At 70.2% G+C, this 16,916-nt stretch carries 23 protein-coding genes and 1 tRNA gene; 5 read left to right on the forward strand and 19 right to left on the reverse strand.

From position 1 onward, the window contains the following. Positions 1-210 precede the first annotated feature (210 nt). Positions 211-1,074 carry a zinc metalloprotease HtpX gene (gene htpX / locus ACIQFZ_RS18500; RefSeq protein ID WP_365423568.1) on the forward strand — a complete coding sequence of 288 codons (864 nt, stop codon included), beginning with the start codon at positions 211-213 and terminating at the stop codon, positions 1,072-1,074. Between the two features lie 99 nt (positions 1,075-1,173). Here the strand turns inward: htpX and ACIQFZ_RS18505 are convergent, their stop codons facing one another. Together ACIQFZ_RS18505 and ACIQFZ_RS18510 are read right to left on the reverse strand one after the other, a co-directional pair. Further along, positions 1,174-1,575 (reverse strand): YccF domain-containing protein, encoded by a 402-nt coding sequence (locus tag ACIQFZ_RS18505; protein WP_365423571.1) that lies wholly within the window; start codon positions 1,573-1,575, stop codon positions 1,174-1,176. Positions 1,576-1,728: 153 nt separating this feature from the next. Beyond that, positions 1,729-2,985 (reverse strand): APC family permease, encoded by a 1,257-nt coding sequence (locus ACIQFZ_RS18510; RefSeq protein WP_402691686.1) that lies wholly within the window; start codon positions 2,983-2,985, stop codon positions 1,729-1,731. A gap of 253 nt (positions 2,986-3,238) precedes the next feature. On the opposite strand from ACIQFZ_RS18510, the gene ACIQFZ_RS18515 reads away from it, so the two are divergent. After that, entirely contained in the window at positions 3,239-3,505 is a 267-nt protein-coding gene (locus tag ACIQFZ_RS18515) for a GlsB/YeaQ/YmgE family stress response membrane protein (RefSeq protein ID WP_365423577.1), read from the forward strand. A 78-nt stretch (positions 3,506-3,583) separates the two neighbouring features. Here ACIQFZ_RS18515 and ACIQFZ_RS18520 read toward each other — a convergent pair whose 3' ends face one another. Further along, positions 3,584-4,072 carry a YajQ family cyclic di-GMP-binding protein gene (locus ACIQFZ_RS18520; RefSeq protein ID WP_365423580.1) on the reverse strand — a complete coding sequence of 163 codons (489 nt, stop codon included), beginning with the start codon at positions 4,070-4,072 and terminating at the stop codon, positions 3,584-3,586. A gap of 229 nt (positions 4,073-4,301) precedes the next feature. Between ACIQFZ_RS18520 and ACIQFZ_RS18525 the strand changes: the two genes are divergently transcribed. After that, positions 4,302-4,383 (forward strand) — tRNA-Tyr (locus ACIQFZ_RS18525). Between the two features lie 153 nt (positions 4,384-4,536). Here the strand turns inward: ACIQFZ_RS18525 and ACIQFZ_RS18530 are convergent. The 16 genes from ACIQFZ_RS18530 to ACIQFZ_RS18605 form a co-directional block, all read right to left on the reverse strand. Beyond that, entirely contained in the window at positions 4,537-5,901 is a 1,365-nt protein-coding gene (locus ACIQFZ_RS18530) for a tyrosine-type recombinase/integrase (protein ID WP_402691687.1), read from the reverse strand. After that, positions 5,898-6,107: a helix-turn-helix domain-containing protein gene (locus tag ACIQFZ_RS18535; protein WP_365423585.1), complete on the reverse strand. Its 210-nt coding sequence runs from the start codon at positions 6,105-6,107 to the stop codon at positions 5,898-5,900. Before ACIQFZ_RS18535 ends, ACIQFZ_RS18530 begins: the two co-directional genes overlap by 4 nt. A gap of 181 nt (positions 6,108-6,288) precedes the next feature. Beyond that, entirely contained in the window at positions 6,289-7,434 is a 1,146-nt protein-coding gene (locus ACIQFZ_RS18540) for a DUF3631 domain-containing protein (protein ID WP_402691688.1), read from the reverse strand. Continuing rightward, positions 7,431-7,859 (reverse strand): hypothetical protein, encoded by a 429-nt coding sequence (locus ACIQFZ_RS18545; RefSeq protein WP_402691689.1) that lies wholly within the window; start codon positions 7,857-7,859, stop codon positions 7,431-7,433. Before ACIQFZ_RS18545 ends, ACIQFZ_RS18540 begins: the two co-directional genes overlap by 4 nt. Then, positions 7,856-8,761 (reverse strand): bifunctional DNA primase/polymerase, encoded by a 906-nt coding sequence (locus ACIQFZ_RS18550; RefSeq protein WP_402691690.1) that lies wholly within the window; start codon positions 8,759-8,761, stop codon positions 7,856-7,858. The genes ACIQFZ_RS18545 and ACIQFZ_RS18550 overlap by 4 nt, the downstream gene beginning before the upstream one ends. Positions 8,762-8,850: 89 nt before the next feature. Further along, positions 8,851-9,330 (reverse strand): hypothetical protein, encoded by a 480-nt coding sequence (locus tag ACIQFZ_RS18555; RefSeq protein ID WP_402691691.1) that lies wholly within the window; start codon positions 9,328-9,330, stop codon positions 8,851-8,853. Next, entirely contained in the window at positions 9,327-9,515 is a 189-nt protein-coding gene (locus ACIQFZ_RS18560) for a hypothetical protein (RefSeq protein ID WP_402691692.1), read from the reverse strand. The genes ACIQFZ_RS18555 and ACIQFZ_RS18560 overlap by 4 nt, the downstream gene beginning before the upstream one ends. Continuing rightward, positions 9,506-9,778, reverse strand: a complete 273-nt coding sequence (locus ACIQFZ_RS18565) for a hypothetical protein (RefSeq protein ID WP_402691693.1) — start codon at positions 9,776-9,778, stop codon at positions 9,506-9,508. Before ACIQFZ_RS18565 ends, ACIQFZ_RS18560 begins: the two co-directional genes overlap by 10 nt. Before the next feature lie 149 nt (positions 9,779-9,927). Beyond that, the gene (locus tag ACIQFZ_RS18570) at positions 9,928-12,009 is read right to left on the reverse strand and encodes a cell division protein FtsK (protein ID WP_402691694.1); all 2,082 of its coding nucleotides are present in this window, start codon (positions 12,007-12,009) and stop codon (positions 9,928-9,930) included. 91 nt (positions 12,010-12,100) lie between these two features. Next, positions 12,101-12,307 carry a DUF6257 family protein gene (locus ACIQFZ_RS18575; protein WP_402691695.1) on the reverse strand — a complete coding sequence of 69 codons (207 nt, stop codon included), beginning with the start codon at positions 12,305-12,307 and terminating at the stop codon, positions 12,101-12,103. A gap of 79 nt (positions 12,308-12,386) precedes the next feature. Then, positions 12,387-12,761 carry a DUF6251 family protein gene (locus ACIQFZ_RS18580; protein WP_402691696.1) on the reverse strand — a complete coding sequence of 125 codons (375 nt, stop codon included), beginning with the start codon at positions 12,759-12,761 and terminating at the stop codon, positions 12,387-12,389. Continuing rightward, entirely contained in the window at positions 12,745-13,092 is a 348-nt protein-coding gene (locus tag ACIQFZ_RS18585; protein WP_402691710.1) for an RRQRL motif-containing zinc-binding protein, read from the reverse strand. The genes ACIQFZ_RS18580 and ACIQFZ_RS18585 overlap by 17 nt, the downstream gene beginning before the upstream one ends. After that, entirely contained in the window at positions 13,092-13,955 is an 864-nt protein-coding gene (locus tag ACIQFZ_RS18590) for a protein spdB (RefSeq protein ID WP_402691697.1), read from the reverse strand. The genes ACIQFZ_RS18585 and ACIQFZ_RS18590 overlap by 1 nt, the downstream gene beginning before the upstream one ends. Next, entirely contained in the window at positions 13,952-14,398 is a 447-nt protein-coding gene (locus tag ACIQFZ_RS18595) for a Pycsar system effector family protein (RefSeq protein WP_402691698.1), read from the reverse strand. The genes ACIQFZ_RS18590 and ACIQFZ_RS18595 overlap by 4 nt, the downstream gene beginning before the upstream one ends. Continuing rightward, a complete protein-coding gene (locus tag ACIQFZ_RS18600) occupies positions 14,395-14,664 on the reverse strand; it encodes a DUF6284 family protein (RefSeq protein ID WP_402691699.1) in 270 nt (89 codons plus the stop codon). Before ACIQFZ_RS18600 ends, ACIQFZ_RS18595 begins: the two co-directional genes overlap by 4 nt. 94 nt (positions 14,665-14,758) lie before the next feature. Beyond that, complete coding sequence (locus ACIQFZ_RS18605) at positions 14,759-14,938, reverse strand: hypothetical protein (protein ID WP_043494194.1); 180 nt, start codon at positions 14,936-14,938, stop codon at positions 14,759-14,761. Positions 14,939-15,333: 395 nt separating this feature from the next. Here ACIQFZ_RS18605 and ACIQFZ_RS18610 point away from each other — a divergent pair, with 395 nt between their 5' ends. Next, positions 15,334-16,122 carry a GntR family transcriptional regulator gene (locus tag ACIQFZ_RS18610; protein WP_402691700.1) on the forward strand — a complete coding sequence of 263 codons (789 nt, stop codon included), beginning with the start codon at positions 15,334-15,336 and terminating at the stop codon, positions 16,120-16,122. A 3-nt stretch (positions 16,123-16,125) separates the two neighbouring features. After that, entirely contained in the window at positions 16,126-16,890 is a 765-nt protein-coding gene (locus tag ACIQFZ_RS18615) for a glycosyltransferase family 2 protein (protein ID WP_402691701.1), read from the forward strand. Positions 16,891-16,916: the final 26 nt, after the last annotated feature.

Genomic DNA, 16,916 nt, shown 5'->3' on the forward strand with positions numbered 1-16,916 from the left:
TCGGCGCTCCGGCCTTCGCGTGCGCGTGCCGCCCGGCGCCCCGGCCACCCGGACGGCCCGCTCGCCGTCGCGTGCACCAGGGAACCCGTGGCCCTCGCCTGGCGTTGACCAGTTCGGAAGGGTCCACTGGACGTGACACCACACGGCACCGGTGGAGTCGAAGCGCAGCAAGCGAAGGGTTCCCCTGCCGCACCACTTGGAGGGCGTACCGTGCACCGCCGGCACAACGGGCTCAGGACCGCAGTCCTCCTCGGGGGACTGTCCGCACTCATCATCCTCATCGGCAGTTTGTTCGGCCGCACCGGCCTGATCGTCGCGGTCCTCGTCGCCCTCGGCACCAACGCGTACGCGTACTGGAACAGCGACAAGCTGGCGCTGCGCGCCATGCGGGCCCGCCCGGTCAGCGAGTTCGAGGCCCCGGCTCTGTACCGCATGGTCCGCGACCTGTCCACGCAGGCCCGCCAGCCCATGCCCCGCCTGTACATCTCCCCGACCGAGGCACCCAACGCCTTCGCGACCGGCCGCAACCCGCGCAACGCCGCGGTGTGCTGCACGGAAGGCATCCTGCGCATCCTGGACGAGCGCGAGCTGCGCGGCGTCATCGGCCACGAGCTCAGCCACGTCTACAACCGCGACATCCTCATTTCCTCCGTCGCCGGCGCCCTGGCCTCCGTGATCATGTTCCTGGTCAACTTCGCCTGGCTGATCCCGATCGGCCGCTCCGACGACGACGAGGGCCCCGGCCTGATCGGCATGCTCCTGATCATGCTCCTCGGCCCGCTCGCCGCCTCCCTCATCCAACTGGCCATCAGCCGTTCCAGGGAGTACGAGGCGGACGCGTCGGGCGCCCGGCTCACCGGCGACCCGCTCGCGCTCGCCAGCGCCCTGCGCAAGCTGGAGATGGGCACCCAGCAGCTTCCGCTGCCCCCCGAGCCGCGCATCGAGACGGCGAGTCACATGATGATCGCCAACCCGTTCCGCCCCGGTCAGGGGCTGTCGAAGATGTTCTCCACGCACCCGCCGATGGCGGAGCGCATCGCCCGGCTCGAGCAGATGGCCGGCCGCCGGCACTGAGACGGCCAGGATCGAAGCCCGGCCCGGGGAGAGCCGTCCGGGCCGGCGACCACGACGCCCGGTCTCAGACGCCCGGCCTCACCCGTCCGGGCGGGGCGCTCAGCGCCCGGCGAATCCGTTGTCCGTCCGCACCACTTCACGCCCCAGGGGCATGAGCGAGGCCGGGATGAGCTTCAGGTTGGCCCACCCGAACGGGATGCCGATGATCGACAGGAACAGCGGGATGCTGGTGATCAGGTGTCCCAGCGCCAGCCACCAGCCCGCGAAGACCAGCCAGATCACGTTGCCGATGAACGACCCCGCCCCGGCCCCCGGACGCTCCACGGCGTCGCGGCCGAACGGCCACAGGACGAATCCCGCGAGGCGCAGCGACGCGATGCCGAACGGGATGGTGATGATCAGGACGAAGCAGATCAGCGCGGCGATCAGGTAGCCGATCGCCATCCAGATGCCGCAGCAGACCAGCCACACGAGGTTGAGCAGCAGGTTGATCACCTTCATGATCGGCATCCTCCAAGATCGTTCCGTCTGCACTGCCCGCTGACTCAAGTATCGGCGTGATCAGGGGATTGGAGGGGGGCCGCGGCTCCCTTGTAGCGTGATCGGGAAGGTTCGGAGACGATCCCGCGGTGCGCCGGCGCCGCCTGCCCGTCCCTAGCGCGCCGCCCACCACCGGCGTACGCCGTACGAGGCCATGCCCGCCGCCAGCACCCCGCTGCCCACGGCCACCGAGACCCACGGCAGGGCGAACGCCAGCGTCACGCATCCGACGAGGCCCAGCGCCGGCACCGCGCGCCGTGCGGGGGCGGGATCGAGGGTCCAGGCGGAGGCGTTGGCGACCGCGTAGTACGCCAGGACGCCGAAGGAGGAGAAGCCGATCGCGCCCCGGACGTCGACCGTCGCGGCGAGCACCGCGACCACGGCGCCCACGGCAAGTTCCGCCCGGTGCGGCACCTGGAAACGGGGGTGCACCGCGGCCAGCAGAGCGGGCAGATGCCGGTCCCGGGCCATGGCCAGCGTGGTCCGCGAGACGCCCAGGACCAGGGCGAGCAGCGACCCCAGCGCGGCCACGGCGGCCCCGGCCCGCACCACCGGGACCAGCCCGGGCACCCCGGCCGCCCGCACCGCGTCGGCCAGCGGTGCCGCCGCGCGGCCCAGCCCGTCCGGCCCCAGCACGGAGAGCGCGGCCACCGCGACGCACACGTACAGGGCCAGCGTGATGCCCAGGGCGAGCGGGATCGCGCGCGGAATGGTGCGCGCGGGATCCCGTACCTCCTCGCCGAGGGTCGCTATCCGCGCGTATCCGGCGAAGGCGAAGAACAGCAGCCCGGCCGCCTGAAGGACGCCGCCGACGCCGACGGAGCCGGCGACGGCCACCCGGTCGGCGGCAAAGGCGCCGGACCCCAGACACACCACGACCACGGCGGCGAGGACCGCCAGCACGACCGCCACGATCACCCGCGTCAGCCAGGCGGACTTCTGGACGCCGCCGTAGTTCACCGCGGTCAGCGCCACCACGGCCGCGACCGCCACCGCGTGCGCCTGACCCGGCCAGACGTACGCGCCCACGGTGAGCGCCATCGCCGCACAGGAGGCTGTCTTGCCGACGACGAACGCCCAGCCCGCCAGATGGCCCCAGAACATGCCGAGCCGTTCACGCCCGTACACGTACGATCCGCCGGAGGCGGGATACCGGGCGGCCAGCCGTGCCGAGGAGGTGGCGTTGCAGTAGGCCACCACCGCGGCGACCGCGAGCCCGAGGAGCAGCCCGGAGCCTGCCGCGCGCGCCGCCGGCCCCAGAGCGGCGAAGATCCCGGCCCCGATCATCGAGCCGAGCCCGATGACCACGGCGTCCGCGACCCCGAGGGTGCGCCGCAGCTCGGACGAGGACGGGGCGGCGGACCGAGTCATGGTCCGAACCCTACTGACCGGCGCAACCGCGACCGAACGGTGCAACCGCGGGACGCGGTCGGGGCGTCCCTCTCCACGACGCGCTCCTGGCGCGGGACGAACACGCGTGTGGTAAGCACGATCACAGCACGTGACAAGCACGGCAAGCACGACGAACGACGCGCGGCCTGCGGGCGCAGCAGCACAGCCTGTCCGAACCGAACGCGAAGCACCGGGACAGCGCAGGCACGGCGTGGAAGGGCAGGTTCAGAGCATGGGCATCATCAGCTGGATCATCCTGGGGCTCCTGGCCGGCGCCATCGCGAAGCTCCTGCTGCCGGGGCGCGACCCGGGCGGCTTCATCGTCACGACCCTCATCGGCGTCGCCGGAGCGTTCCTCGGCGGCTGGATCTCCGCCCGCTGGCTGGGCCACCCGATCAGCAGGCAACTCTTCGACGGCGCCACCTGGGCCGCCGCGATCGGCGGCTCGCTCGTGCTGCTGATCGCCTACCGCATTTTCTTCGGCAAATCGCGCGACTGAGCCCGCGGGCCGGACCGGGCCGCGGCCGGCAGGCGGGAAAGGGTGGGCACCGGCCGGGTGCCCACCTCCTGTTCTGTCCTACCGGTAGTTCACGAACTGGAGCGCGAAGTCGAAGTCCTGGCCCTTCAGCAGCGCGATCACGGTCTGGAGGTCGTCGCGGCTCTTGGAACTGACGCGCAGCTCCTCACCCTGGACCTGGGCCTTCACGCCCTTGGGCCCCTCGTCGCGGATGAGCTTCGCGACCTTCTTCGCGTTCTCCTGGGAGATGCCCTCCTGGATCGACGCGAAGAGCTTGTACTCCTTGCCGGACAGCTGCGGCTCGCCCGCGTCCAGGGCCTTCAGCGAGATGCCGCGCTTGATCAGCTTGGACTGGAAGACGTCGAGGACTGCCTTCACCCGGTCCTCGGAGTTCGCCTCCAGGAGGATCTTTTCACCGGACCACGAGATCGAGGCACCGACGCCCTTGAAGTCGTAGCGCTGCGAGATCTCCTTGGCGGTCTGGTTGAGGGCGTTGTCGACCTCCTGCCGCTCGACCTTCGAGACGATGTCGAAACTGGAGTCGGCCATGTCCTGTGGCTCCTTGTATTGGGGTGCGTATCGGATGCGTGCCGGCGGGCGTGGGGGAGGCCGCCGATCCCGGCCTGCGGGTCGCGGGTCGCATCCGCACCAGCCTAGCCATCCCGGGCCGTGCCGGCCGCCGATCAATGGGGTGGCGGAGCACCCCTCAGCATCGGGTATTGTTTACGTCGTTGCCGGAGAGCACCGCCGAAAAGCGGTCGGACCGGCGGCATCCCAAGGCGGTGTGCCCGAGCGGCCAAAGGGAGCAGACTGTAAATCTGCCGGCTCAGCCTTCCCAGGTTCGAATCCTGGCGCCGCCACACGGGAACAGAGGCCCCGTGACCTGCGAGAACAGCAGGCCACGGGGCCTCTGTCGTATCCCTGGGTGATCAGCGGACCGTCTCACGCTGTCTCGCGTTCGAACACCCTGTCTCGGTGTGCGTGGACGGAGCGTGGACGGGATTTTTGGCCCGTCACCCGGCTCGCCCCAAGCGGGCGGAGATCTTGGCGTTCGCCGCCTCGTCTCCGTCCTTGAGGAACTTGGCGTACACCCGGAAGAGCACCGCCACGCTGTGGCCAGCCCGCTCCGCCACGAGCTGAGGTTCCACCCCGGAGCTGAGCCAGGTGGATACCGCAGCGTGGCGAAGGTCATACGGGCGCTTCGCCAACACCGACTCGAACTCTCCGGGAGTCAGGGCCCGCGAGCGGGCCTCTGTCCAGACCTCCCCGTAGCCCGTGTCCTGGACCAACCCGCCCCGCATGGTCTGGAACACGCGGCCGTCCGGGGCAGTGCCGTACGCGGTGACGTGCCACCGCAGCAGGGCGACCAGTTCGGGCGGGATCGGTACGTGGCGGACGGCTCGCCGGGGTCGGTGCTTCAGTCCCCGCTTGTCGTGTGCCTCACCGCTGTCTGTCCAGGCCGTTCCTGAGCGGGGGCGTGTTTCCCTCAGTCGGAGTAGTCCCCACCCGCGCCGGGGCAGGTCGCAGTCACGGCGTCGCAGACCGATGACTTCGGCCGGCCGCGCTGCTGCGTAGTAGATGCAGCCGAAGAACGCTACCAGCCGACGGCCGCGTGGGCTCTGGTCCCGTACGGCGGCCAGCAGCTTGGCCGCCTGCTCGGGGTTCGGCACGCACTCAGGGTCGACTTCCTCGACTACCTGCTCCGGCGCCTTCCACTTGATGCGAATGAGCGGGTTGTCGGCGAGGAGTTCGGCCTCCACCGCGAACTCCAGAGAGTTGAAGAAGATCGCGCGCTTTCGGCTGATGGTCCCGGCTGCTGCGGTTGTCCCGTCCAGCTTCAGGGACACCGCGTTGAGGGCGGCCCGTGACAGCAGGAGATCCGACAGGGCTGACGTGGGCAGCGACTTGCGCTTGAACCACTCCAACACCTTGGCCACGTCGGAGGGGATCTCTCCGTCCCAGCGATTCTTGTTGAACGCCCAGCTATACAGGGCCCGTCGAACGACTCTGGCATCCGGCATGCCCTTGGTGTCTTTCACGAAGATGGGCGTCACGGTCGCCATCGCTTCGGCCAGCGTGCGGCGTGTGGAGGCGGGGGAGTGGTCCCACTTCATATTGATGTAGTTGTGGGCGTGGTCATACCACGAGATGTCCCGCTCCTTCACGACCATGGACTTCGGCAACCCGCTGTCCACGTCGAACGGCTCGCCCTCGCGTGCCGCGGTAATGAGCTGGGCCCGGCGGCTCTCCGCCAGGCCCAGGGTGAGGAACGACTCCGAGTGCGGGCGGATGCCCACCTTCCAGCGGAGTTGATAGGGCTTCCGGTAGTCACGCTTGCGGATAGCCCAGATCTTGACGGTGTAGCTCCACTCGGTCACGCGGCTTCCAATTCATCCTTGAAGGCGTCCAGGACACTTCGACGTACGCAGATGCGGCCGGACGGCGTGCGACGGGCCTCCGGCGCGTAGCCGTGGTTGCGCCACCGGTACCAAGTGGCGCGGCTGATACGGAGTTCTTCCAGTGCCTCACTCAGGGGCACCAGTTCGTCCTTCGGCGCGCGGCGCTTACGGGTCGGGGTGCTCATGCGGGATCTCTCCTCCGGGGCGGTGCTTCGGGTGCCTCTCCGAGGGCCGCTACTTCCGCTACCGCCGCTACCGCGCAGGTCAGAGGCTTGTTGGCGGTAGCGGGAGGGGGTAGCGGTAGCGGATGGGTAGCGGCGGGGTAGCGGCTCGCGGTGGCGCTTACCGCTACCCCATTGCTGCTGGTCAGGCAGCGTTTTCCGTGCCGGGTAGCGGAGGTAGCGGACTTTCCGGGGGAGGGGGGCAGTAGCGGGCCCATGCGTCCCGGAGATCGGTGGCGTAGTAGCCCTTGAGGACGCTTCCAGCGGTCTTGATGTTGCGGGAGGCGATCGGCTCGTTGTCGGCCGTCATGTACTCGGCGAGCATCCGGGAGAGACGCCGGTTGTCGAGCGGCTTGCCGTGTAGATCGGCCCATGGGGCGTCGTCCAGGGCGTTCAGCCGGTCCAGGATGGCGACGGTGGGCAAACGGTCGATGCCGACCATGACGTGATCGCGCAGGTCCGTCAGTAGCCGGATTCCCAGGCTTCCCTTGTCGTTGGCCTTGGAGGCGGTCACCAGCGTCACGCATGCTGCGCGGGCCCGTTCGGGCCAGTCGCCGCCGGCCGCGTCGGCGACGGCGAGCAGGGGTTCCCACACGTCGGCGGGGCGGTCGGTGACCCCGTCGGGCATGTCGGGCCAGGCGCCCATGACGAACCCCCGGGCGTGTTCGGCCCATTGGGCGAGCCGGTCGCGGAGCTTGTGCCCTTCCGCCTCGTGGACGCGGGCTCGGAAGGGTTCGATGCGTTCGTTGCGAGCCCGTCGGCGCATGCGGATGACGACAGAACGGGTCATGATCGTGTCCGGGAGGTTGCCGAGTCCGGCGACGGCGACCCCGGCGTACGACGGGAAGGCCTGAACGGTCTGATTGCCGCCGTCGCCGATGCATCGGTAGGTGACCCCGGTCCGGCGGTGCCCGGCGTTCAGGAACCCGCGCAGTTCCTCGTTGTCCCCCGCCTTCGGGCCGAAGATCGTGTCGATCTCGTCGAACAGGATCGTCGGTCGGCCGTTGGGGTTGGACACGGACCGGAACAGGGCGGCGGCGGATGCGTTGACGGCGGTCATGGGCTGCGGCACGAGGGTTTCCACGATCTCCAGCGCCCGCGACTTCCCAGACCCCGGCTCCGGGGACAGGAAGGCCAGACGCGGGGTGGAGTCGAAGCAGTCGAGCAGGTGCGCGTGCGCGTCCCACAGCGCGACGGCGACGAATGCGGCCTCGGTGGGGAAGACGTTGAACCGGCGGTGGAAGGCTTCCACCTCGTCGAGCAGCGCGGCCCCGTCAATGGTGGGGGTCATGCGGCGTTCCTCTCTTTACAGAGTGCGGGCGTGCCGGTACAGGCGGATTTGTGGGTGCCGTACTCGGTGACCAGGGCGGCGACAGCTCGCGGGCCGGTGGCGGTGCCGGTCTGCCCGCAGGTGCAGGCGTAGGCGGCGGTGGGGGCGTCCCCGTGGCGCTTGGACCAGCGGGCGCCGTCCCAGTGGTGGCGGTAGACCGGCGGGGCGTAGATGCGGATGCCGGGTCGGTCCGGCGTGGGGTCGCTGCTGGGTCCGGCATCGCCTGTCGGGAACTGCTTCGAGCGAGGAAGAGCAGTTCGGACGCCCTTACGGGCGACGTCTTGCGGCTCGCCCACGGTCGGCTGTGCTGCGGCCGATTGGGCGGCGCGCGGGTCGGTGGGGGTGGTGGTGATGCTCTTCAGGCGGGGGCGGGGAGGGGTGGTCATGCCGCATCCCGCCTGCTCTGGTTGTGGGCGATGGACCAGTCCAGGGCGCTGCGGAGGGTGGAGCGACACTCGGACGCGGACAGTCCGGCCGCCTCCCCTCCCTCCTGAAGAGCCTGCTCGACCACGTGCCGGGGGAGGTCGCCCCACGCGACGAACCGCCCCAGAGCGCGCGCGGCACGGAACAACGTCGCTTCCCGTTCGCCGACTTGAGCCGTGGCCACGTTCCGGGCCTCGTCGGTGAGTGCTACGTCCGCGTATCGGCGGGATTGCCCCGCTACGACCACAGACGGCGCCTCAGACGCCCTGGGAGCCGATTGCAGGATGGCTTGCAGCCAGGAGGGCAGAGGGGCCGCGAGACGGTCGTACGGCGCCTCGTACCGTCCGGCGGGGGTGATGCTGCCGGCGGCGACGACGTATCCGCCCCATGCGCGGGTGTCGACCAACGGGGCGATGGTGCCCGCGGTGTTGCCCAGCCGGAGACCGTGCGGTGCGGTGAAGTACAGGTGCTCGCCGCCGCTCGCGGTCCGGGTGCGGTAGGTGTCGGGGACGGCGTGCCCGGCGCGCTCGCAGAGCGCCCCGAAGGTTGTCGCGCCGCTAGGCGCGTCCGAACTGCTCTTGCCTTTCGGCATGTCGAGGTCGACGACGACCAGCCGTGAGGGGCCGGTGGCGATGCCGACGTTGTACGGCGCGTGCGACCACGCGGCCTGGATACGGTCCGGGTCATTGGTCGCCCGGTCCTCCCACTTGCGGTGCCCGTTGGCGCAGGGCCCGGTTCCGGTGCAGGCGGTCTCTCCGTGGAGGGCGGGCCGCTTCGTGTCGGGACGGAGGGGGAAGACGTACCAGCCGTGCAGCACGGCGTCTAACGCGGCATGGAGCAGCGCGGAGCTGGCGTTATGGGTCATGCTGGATGTCTCCAGTTCTGTGGAAGTGCTGGATGGTCAGGGCGGCCCCGGTTTCATTGGCGTGAGGTTGGGGGCCGCCCTTGGCGTAGCTAGTGGTGCGTCGCCCAGTGGGCGTACTGCTGGCGGACGTAGGCGCGCGGGTCGCAGATCACGCCCGGCTGGTCCATGTCGAGCAGGTACACGGCCGCTGCTTCGGCGGTCTCGGTGGCGTCGCCGTGCGGTCCGTCGTGCTCGTCCAGGAGTGCGATGCGGTCGAGCAGAGCGGCCTTGCGCAGGTAGTAGTCCCGCTCCAGCTCCGTGAAGCATGTGGCAGCGGCGACGGTGTGCGACGTCCAGCCGATCTCGCTGATGATGCTCGGGGCGAGCGCGTATGCCTCGTCCGGCGAGGGCCACAGGCCCGGGGCGGGGAAGTGATCGGCGGTGACGTACAGGCGACAGCGCTTGCCGTCGCGGGTGAGGTACTGGCGGACGCCGCCGGCGGCGAACGCGCCGCTGAGTGCGGCGGTGACGCGGTCGGTGTCGGCCGGGTCGCAGATGACGCGGATCTCGAACACGGCGCTCCTGTTCACGGGTTGGGGATGGCGTGGACGACGGCGGTCGTGAGGTTGGTGATGGGTTCGGCGGCGCCGGTGGAGGCGAGGAAGAAGCCGAACATGACGGCGGCGAACGCGGCGCCGAAGCTGAGGCTGCGGCTGCGGAGCAGGAAGAACAGGACGAGTCCGAACAGGAAGACGAGCGAGACGGTCACGGCCATTCGGTGAACTCCCGATCGGTGTGGCGGTCGTGGTGGTGGCGGCGGGTGCCGGCGCGGTGGATGTCGCGGCCGGTGTTGAGCAACCGGCGGCCGGCGCGGAGCCGATAGCGGTGTCCACGACAGCGGCGGCACAACTTGACCGTGCGGCCGGCCTGCCGAACGCCGATGCCGGAGCACTTGCGGCACGGGGCGAACGGCTGCACCGCGCATAACACTGCGTAACCGGCGAGGATCAGCAGGAGGGCGCAGCTAGCGAGAGCCACGGCGGCTCACATCCCTTCTCAGGGCGGTTTCGGGGTGTTTCCGCAGGTGGGCCGCTAGACGCTAGTGAGCTGATCAGCGGCCCTGCGGGGCGCTAGTGGGGGTGCTAGACCTAGCGGGCGGGGCTGCTAGGTCTAGCACCGGTGCTCGGTCAGGCGGCGGCCCGATCGGCGTTACGCCGTGTAATCGTGGCGGCGATGTCGGCGCGCTTGATGCCGCGCCGGTTGGCGCTCTCGCCGTCGTCGGTGGTGCCCCAGACCTGTCCCGGCTTGATGCCCCACGGCTTGAGGGCGGCGGTGACGTTCTCACCGGCCCATCCGGCGTAGGTGTCGGGGTAGGCGGCGGTGAGGCGGGCGGCGATGCGCTCGCACCACACGGCCTTTTCGTCGTCGGCGATGACGTCGAGGACGTCGGCGAGGATGTCGGAGCCGGTGCCGGTGTTCTCCGGGCCCTTGCCGATGGCGTGGCCGGTGACGTTGCCGTACGTCTCGCGGGCCTGGCGGGCGCGGGCGACGATGCGTTCGGCGGCGACGGCGTCCACGAACGCGGAGGCGACGATGCGGGGGTCGTCGCCCTCGCCGGCCATCCAGCAGATGCCCCGGTCGGAGCGGGAGAACATCGTGGCCCGGTAGCCGGACTTGTACATCGACGTGCCGAGCACCATGTCGTTGGCGGGCTGTCCCATGACCTTGAGGCAGAACCGCAGGACGGCGTTGGCGCTGATGCCGGTGGGCAGGGACTTGGCGTCGGGGCGCTGGGTGCCGAACATGGCCACGATGCCCAGGGCGGGGCCGCGCTTGGTCAGGTCGGTGCAGATGGCCTCGATCTCCTTGCCGTACTCCTCGTGCTCGAACGGCACTTGGCATTCGTCGAAGCCGGCCACGATCGGGTGCAGACCCAGGCTCTTGTCACTGGCCAGTTCGGGGGTGACCTTGGACTCCGGGCAGCGCGAGCGGGGCAGGGACTTGATGACCTTTGCCCGGCGGCGCAGTTCCTCCTTCAGCTCCCGCAGGGCGTGGACGACGTACTCGATGTCGTCGTCTTCCTCGCCGGCGCGGTAGCGGTGGCAGACCGGTTCCAGGGCGCCGAAGTCGCCGGTGCCCTTGAAGTCGAACGCGTAGATCTCGGCCCGGGGGTCGAGGGCAGCGATCAGCAGGAGCAGCCGCATGAGGAAGGTCTTGCCCATGCGGGGGATGGAGCCGACGACGACGGAGGCGAACATGAGCGTCACGGCGACGTCGCGCATGCGCTGGTCGTTGCCGAACACCACCGGCTTGAATAGGTCCACCGTCCCGGACTTGGCCAGCGGCCAAGCGGGCTTGGTGGTCTCGTTCATCGGCTTGTCCCCCACCCACAGCACCAGACGGCCCTCGTGCTGCTCGGGGTCGGGGGCGGGCCAGACGCAGCCGGTCTTGCGGCGCAGGCCGGAGGCGAGCGGCTTGCGGGCCTCCATGATGTCCTCCGGCGTGACGCCGTAGGGAAGGTCGAGGTCGGCGCGGTAGCCGGGCCCGTCTCGGACGATCTCCGAGACGAACCGCAGGCCGTTCATGTCGGCGCCCTTCTTGATCGCGGCGGTGATCTTCGTGTTCCCGATGGAGTCCAGGCCGCGCAGGACGATGGAGCCGGTGAGCTTTTGCACCTCGGTCTTCAGCACCGCCGGGCCCACGACCGGGGCGTCGGGCTGCTGCCCGCCGAGACCGAGCAGCAGCACGCCGCCGGCGGCGAACGCGTACAGGTAGGCGGGGGCGAGGACGTACAGGTACAGGGCGAAGCCGACGCCGAACACGGCGGCGACCAGAGTCACCAGGCCGCGCAGCCGGATACGGCCGGCGCGCAGCCGGGCCAGGCGCATGTACTCCTCGGCGTCCTCGGTACGGACGGCGAACTCCCGCAACGGGGCGGCCTCGCGGTCCCACACCCACCGGTTCGTGGACGCGATGAACCGGCTCGCGCCGCGGGGCGACATCAGGGCGAGGCGTCCGGCATACACCGGGACGCGAACCCCGTGGTAGAGGGCGGCGTAGCCGACGTTCGCGCTGGTGTGGCGGGTGGTGGCGAGGAAGTCACGCCGGTTGGTGAGCCATCCGGCAAGGACCGGCTTGCGCTTCTCGATGCTCACCTTCGGGTCCGGCAAGGCCGGGTTGTCGACCGCGACGGGTGCGGCCGGGGCGTCGTCGTCCTTGTCGAGGCTGGGCACGGGGCGCAGGTGCGGGCCCGTCGTGCTGTCCGTCATTCTGGGTACTCCCTGCTGCTCAAAAATGGGTGGTGGGTGGCCCGGGGGCGGTCTTGTTTCCTTGGCCGGGACGATCGCCCCCGGGGCGTTGCTACTTGCCGTTCTTGCTGGTGCGGGCCTGTTCGGCGCGCTTGCGGGCCTGGTCCTCGATCCGCACGACCTTGCGCTGAAGGTCGCTCTGGTCGACCCGGCCGCCGGACTGGCGGTCGTCGGCGAGTCCGCGCTTGGCCATCCGGGCGACCAAGAACGCGATCCGGGTCTTCTCACCGGCGGTGAAGCGGAGCTGTTCGCTGCTCACGTCGGTTTCTCCGTTCTGGGCCGGACTGTCCGGCTCCCGACGGCTCCGGACCACGGGGGTCCGGAACCGCGGGGAACCGTCAGCGCCGGCCGGCGCGGCGGACGGTGTCGGCGGCGCGCTTGCCGTCCTGGCCGCCCACCGAGCGGACGACGGTGACGACACCCCACGCGCACACGGCCGCGAGGAACGCGAGCAGCGCGAGGTTGGCGGCCATGGCGGTCAGCACGCCGACCAGCAGCGGGCCGAAGTACACCCCGGCCGCCACCGCGCCGGCCCCGACGCCGGAGCCGAGCGCGATGCGCTGCACGGTGCGGTCCGGCGGCGCCTGGTGCACGTGCTGGTGGATGACCTGCGGGCCGCTGTACTGCTGAGGCGGGGCGGGCAGGTGATCGGTGTAGGCGTAGGTGCCGTCCGGGAGCTGGACGACTTTGGGCACGTCAGGCAGCGATTCCATGCGAGGTTCCTTCGGGATACGCGCACGGCACGCACATGCCGAGCGAGGCGGGAATGACGTAGCCGGCGTCCCGGCGGCAGACGGGGCAGGTGCGGCGGGCGGTGTTGGCCTTGGCCAGCGCCGCCCGCTTCGCGTCCGTCATGGGCCGAACGGGCTTGGCCAGGTCGACCCGGTAGAGGTAGGCGACCAAGGGCCCACGGCGGCGGCGTGGCCGTTCGAGCTGAGCGGCCACGTCCTGACCGCCGGGCCGCAGTCCGCGGGCCCGGAGTTGGCGGCGGGTGGCGTATCCGTCCGGGGCCAGGCGCCACCGGAACACCGGCAGCGCCGCCATCACGCAGCCACGCGCTTCCATGCGGCCCGGAGGCGGACCTCGGAGGCGGAGTGGCCGGCGGCGCGGAAGCGGGTGGCCATCTCCCGGTAGGACAGGGCCGGGGTTTCGCTGTGACGGATCTCGTCGACCAGCGCGTCCAACGCCTCGTTACTGAGCGCGGGTCCGGCCTCCAGCGGGAGCGCCGCCACCGGCTCCGTGGGACCCCAGACGGGCAGTTCCCAGCAGGGCGTGACACCGGGTGTGACGCGGGTCGTCACGCTGGTCAGCGCCCTGCCGGTGTCCTCGCCGTCCCGGGCCGTCTCCAGCGTCGACCACGCCCGCGACAGGGTCTCGGCGGTCTTTGCTTGGACGCGTGCGACGCGGGCGCCAGCCTGAGTCACGGCCGTCAGCCGGGTCTCCTCGGTGGTGGCCTCGGCCCGCAGCCGGGCACGGGCCACGGCCGCCTCGTCACGCGCCTCCTGCTGGATGCCGCGGATCGCGCCCAGGGCCGTCGGGGTGAGCGCGGTGCGCTCCCACAGCCCGTGGACCAGCCATAGGGCCTTCGCCGCGATGGGCAGCCACGCCACGGCCAGCCACGCGCCGCCGGACTCCTCAGCGCTGAGTGCGTGCGCGACCAGGACGCCGGCGGCGATCAGGCCGAAGCACCAGCCGACGGCGGTGACCGCGCGGCTGTGGTCGCCCTGCGCGGCGAGGCGGCGTTCGTAAGCGAGGGTGGCCAGCCATCCGCCGTCGATGCCGAGACCGACGACCAGGGCGACCGGCCACGGCACGGCCGTGCCCAGCCACATCACGACCACGGCCAGGGTCAGGACCATGGACACGGCCGTCATCGTGACGGCCGGCAGAACGGTCTTCGCGCTCACGCCGCACCCCCTGCGGTGAGCAGGGTGGCGAGGATGAGCAGGGCGCCGCCGGCCATGGTGAGGTCGACCGCGCGGCGCAGGCAGGTGAACTTGGCGATGGCGAGCCGGGACAGGCCGGCGATGTCGGCGGCCAGGTCACCGGCGACGGCCTCGGTGATCTCTCCCGCTGTGAGGGTCGCCCACAGTGGGAAGCCGTGCCGGCCGCGCAGGTTCGGGCGGACCGACCACAGCAGCAGACCGGCCGCCGCGACCAGCAGTGCCAGGCCGAGCCCGCCGGCGATGTAGGCGGGCAGGTTCAGCGGCAGGTCGCGGGCGACGGTCCACGATCCGGCGAGGACGGCGCCGACGAACGCCAGAAGCAGCGCCGTCTTGGTGTCGGTCCGCGCGATCTCCGCCTTCACTTCGGCGTGCGCGGCGGTCAGGTTCCGTCCGGTGGCGCTCATGCGGCACCCCCGGGCAGGCTCGCGCCGGCCGTGCGGTTGAGCAGGGCGACGCGGGCGGCGAGCGCCCTGCGGCGGGCCCGGCGGATGCGGCGGGCGTCCAGCTCGGACGGGGCACGGTCGAGGGTGACGATCTGCGCGTCGAGCAGGTCGACGTCCGCCAGGATCAGCGGCATCTCCTGCTCGATGGCGTCCAGTTCCGCGTTCGTCGGCTCCATGAAGTCGGCGAATGCGGTAACGGCGTCCTGAACAGTGACGATGGGGTTCATAGGGTCGTGTGTCCTCTCACAGGTGAACGGCCCGTCAGCGGCTCCCGGGGGCAACCGGGAGCCGCGCGCCGTTTAGGTCGAAGTGGGTTAGGTGTCAGCGGCGGCCGACCGCGCGGAACAGCGCGATGACCTGATCGGTGCAGTCCTGGACGCGGCCGGACTCCAACTCGTCGGCCCGGTCCTCCAACTGCTTCGCGCGTTCCTCACGTCCGTGAGCGCGCGCCCAGACGGCGGCCTGGCGGTTCTCGTCGGCGGCCCTGGTCAGGCGGTCCATGAACACGTCCTCTCGGCGGGTGAAGCCCTCGCGGCTCCCCTCAGCGCTGCTCGTACGAGACGAGCAGCGGAGGCAACCGGCCGCAGCAGTGGAGCTGCGGAGAGGTCGAAGGGTGCGCGGGTCTTGCTCCGCGCGGGCCGCCTTCTTGTCCTGAGGACAGGCGGTAGATCCTCGGTCCACTGTTGAGTTCTCAAGGAACGACCAGCTCAGGGCCCCACGTGCACGAGCTATCCCGAACCGACACGGCAAAGAAGGGCAGGAAGAACTACAGGACTTCCTGTCCTCAACTCCTCTTTAGGAGTTGCCATGACTATGGCGGAGCCTCTGGCGAGTCGTCAACTCCTCTTGAGGACTTATGCTGAGGTGGCCCACCAGACAGGGACGGTGAACACCACATGGCCAAGGTGTACGAGCGCATTGCCGACGATCTCCGGCAACGCATCCGCGCAGGTGAACTCAAGCCGGGCGAGCGTCTACCCGCCGAAACGAAGCTTGTGGAGCAGTACCGCAAGAGCCTGCCGACCGTGCGCCAGGCGCTCGGCGTGTTGCAGGCGGAAGGGCTCATCGAGAAGCTGCACGGGCGGGGCAACGTGGTCCGCAAGCCGCGCAGGTTGGTGTCCCGGACCAATGAGCGCCACCAGTGGGAGAAGGATCGGGCCCGGCGGTCGCTGGACGAGCGTCAGCAGACCGGTGCCACGGAGCACGACACGGGCTTGGCCGTCTCTGACCTCGTCTTCAGTGCTGAGTTCAACGAGGTGGAAGCTGACGAGGATCTCGCCGAAGCCTTCGGCGTGCCCGCCGGTACGGGCTTGCTGGAACGCGTGTACCGCACCCGGTACCGCGAGGAAGAAGCGCCGTTCAACGTCTCACGGTCCCGGCTGCTCTACGACATGGCCGCAGCCAACCCGGCCTTGCTCGATGCGACCCACGAACCGTGGCCCGGGGGCACTCTGAACCAGCTTCACAGCATCGGCATCGAGGTGGACCGCGTAATCGAGCGAATCACGGCCCGTCCGCCTACGTTCGAAGAGTCCGAAGAGCTGGGCCTGACGGCAGGTGTAGCCGTCATCGTCCTTCGGAAGACATGCGTCGATACCGATGGCCGGGTTGTGGAGGTAGCCGACGTGACGTTGCCAGGAGACCGAACTGAGTTGGAGTTCACGACTCCGCTGGACAGGTGGTGAGCTGTGGTTCGCATCGTCACGGTCATCACTGCTGTTCACGCACCCGGAGCGAAGTACCTGCCCGCGGCCTACAAGTCGCTCACAGAGCAGGAACTGCCGAACGGGTGGGAGTGGCAGTGGGTCATCCAGGAAGACGGTGAGACGGACGCTGTAGCGCCGTATGTGCCTGAAGACGACCGGGTGAGTTTCGGGCAGGGCCGCGCTGGCCGTGCGGCCATGGCCCGGACCATGGGCCTGTCCCGAGTACGCGGCGAGTACATCAAGGTACTGGACGCGGACGACATGCTGACGCCGGGCACTCTGGCGCGAGACATCGCCGCCCTTGCGGACGGCGAGATCGGGTGGACCACGTCGCGGGTGCTCGATCTGCTGCCGGACGGCAGCACCGTCGGCTTTGACCAGGACCCGCCCGCGGGCCCGATCGAAATGTGCGCCGTGCTGGACCACTGGAAGGCTCACGATTACCGGGCACAGGTCCACCCGGCCACGCTCTGCATGCGGCGTGACCTTGTGCTCGCGCTAGGCGGTTGGATGGCCCTGCCGGCGTCGGAAGACACGGGTCTCCTGCTCGCCTTGAATGCGGTCAGCCGAGGTTGGTTCCACGCGGAGACGGGACTCCTCTACAGGAAGTGGCCGGGGCAGGTGACAAGTCAAGCGGCCCACACACACGAGGGCGAGAGGGAAGCGCGCATGGCCGTTGTGGAGGCCAGGGCGCGGGCACTTGCCGCCCTCCCCGGGTGGCGATTCGGCAGCGCCGACCCCGGCTGATGAACGGACGTTTGTCCTCAGAGGAG

This window comes from Streptomyces sp. NPDC093064 (assembly GCF_044754605.1).
In the GTDB taxonomy this organism is placed as follows: domain Bacteria; phylum Actinomycetota; class Actinomycetes; order Streptomycetales; family Streptomycetaceae; genus Streptomyces.

Bases quoted from the DNA above. Each gene is read 5' to 3' on its own strand.
- ACIQFZ_RS18505 (WP_365423571.1), bottom strand. From the start codon at position 1,575: ATGAAGGTGATCAACCTGCTGCTCAACCTCGTGTGGCTGGTCTGCTGC.
- ACIQFZ_RS18510 (WP_402691686.1), bottom strand. From the start codon at position 2,985: ATGACTCGGTCCGCCGCCCCGTCCTCGTCCGAGCTGCGGCGCACCCTC.
- ACIQFZ_RS18515 (WP_365423577.1), top strand. From the start codon at position 3,239: ATGGGCATCATCAGCTGGATCATCCTGGGGCTCCTGGCCGGCGCCATC.
- ACIQFZ_RS18520 (WP_365423580.1), bottom strand. From the start codon at position 4,072: ATGGCCGACTCCAGTTTCGACATCGTCTCGAAGGTCGAGCGGCAGGAG.
- ACIQFZ_RS18535 (WP_365423585.1), bottom strand. From the start codon at position 6,107: ATGAGCACCCCGACCCGTAAGCGCCGCGCGCCGAAGGACGAACTGGTG.
- ACIQFZ_RS18540 (WP_402691688.1), bottom strand. From the start codon at position 7,434: ATGACCCCCACCATTGACGGGGCCGCGCTGCTCGACGAGGTGGAAGCC.
- ACIQFZ_RS18545 (WP_402691689.1), bottom strand. From the start codon at position 7,859: ATGACCACCCCTCCCCGCCCCCGCCTGAAGAGCATCACCACCACCCCC.
- ACIQFZ_RS18550 (WP_402691690.1), bottom strand. From the start codon at position 8,761: ATGACCCATAACGCCAGCTCCGCGCTGCTCCATGCCGCGTTAGACGCC.
- ACIQFZ_RS18560 (WP_402691692.1), bottom strand. From the start codon at position 9,515: ATGGCCGTGACCGTCTCGCTCGTCTTCCTGTTCGGACTCGTCCTGTTC.
- ACIQFZ_RS18570 (WP_402691694.1), bottom strand. From the start codon at position 12,009: ATGACGGACAGCACGACGGGCCCGCACCTGCGCCCCGTGCCCAGCCTC.
- ACIQFZ_RS18580 (WP_402691696.1), bottom strand. From the start codon at position 12,761: ATGGAATCGCTGCCTGACGTGCCCAAAGTCGTCCAGCTCCCGGACGGC.
- ACIQFZ_RS18585 (WP_402691710.1), bottom strand. From the start codon at position 13,092: ATGGCGGCGCTGCCGGTGTTCCGGTGGCGCCTGGCCCCGGACGGATAC.
- ACIQFZ_RS18595 (WP_402691698.1), bottom strand. From the start codon at position 14,398: ATGAGCGCCACCGGACGGAACCTGACCGCCGCGCACGCCGAAGTGAAG.
- ACIQFZ_RS18600 (WP_402691699.1), bottom strand. From the start codon at position 14,664: ATGAACCCCATCGTCACTGTTCAGGACGCCGTTACCGCATTCGCCGAC.
- ACIQFZ_RS18605 (WP_043494194.1), bottom strand. From the start codon at position 14,938: ATGGACCGCCTGACCAGGGCCGCCGACGAGAACCGCCAGGCCGCCGTC.
- ACIQFZ_RS18610 (WP_402691700.1), top strand. From the start codon at position 15,334: ATGGCCAAGGTGTACGAGCGCATTGCCGACGATCTCCGGCAACGCATC.